Annotated in this window: 1 protein-coding gene; it reads right to left on the minus strand. The window is 57.2% G+C overall.

The window, feature by feature from the left end:
* The coding region (locus AAEY88_RS15775) for a hypothetical protein (protein ID WP_350563915.1) at nt 1–229 on the minus strand (229 nt) is incomplete at both ends.

Here is a 229-nt window from a genome sequence, read left to right on the forward strand (position 1 = left end):
CGGTAGGCCTGGATCAGTCGCAGTACTTCAACTTGCTTCTTCTCATGCTCACTGCTCACGCTGCCGGCGGAAACCGGTTGGGCGCGGCGCTGGTTCTTTGCCAGCAGCACGAACTGATCGCGAATTGTTGCGTGCGATACATCGGTGGCAGCGTTGCCGTCTGAAGACAACGTCTGAAATTTGGTGCGCCATTCTTCTGGCACAGCGTTAGGGTCGTGCAGGTAGAGCT

This window comes from Psychrobacter sp. CAL346-MNA-CIBAN-0220 (genome assembly GCF_040309805.1).
Classification (GTDB): Bacteria; Pseudomonadota; Gammaproteobacteria; order Pseudomonadales; family Moraxellaceae; genus Psychrobacter.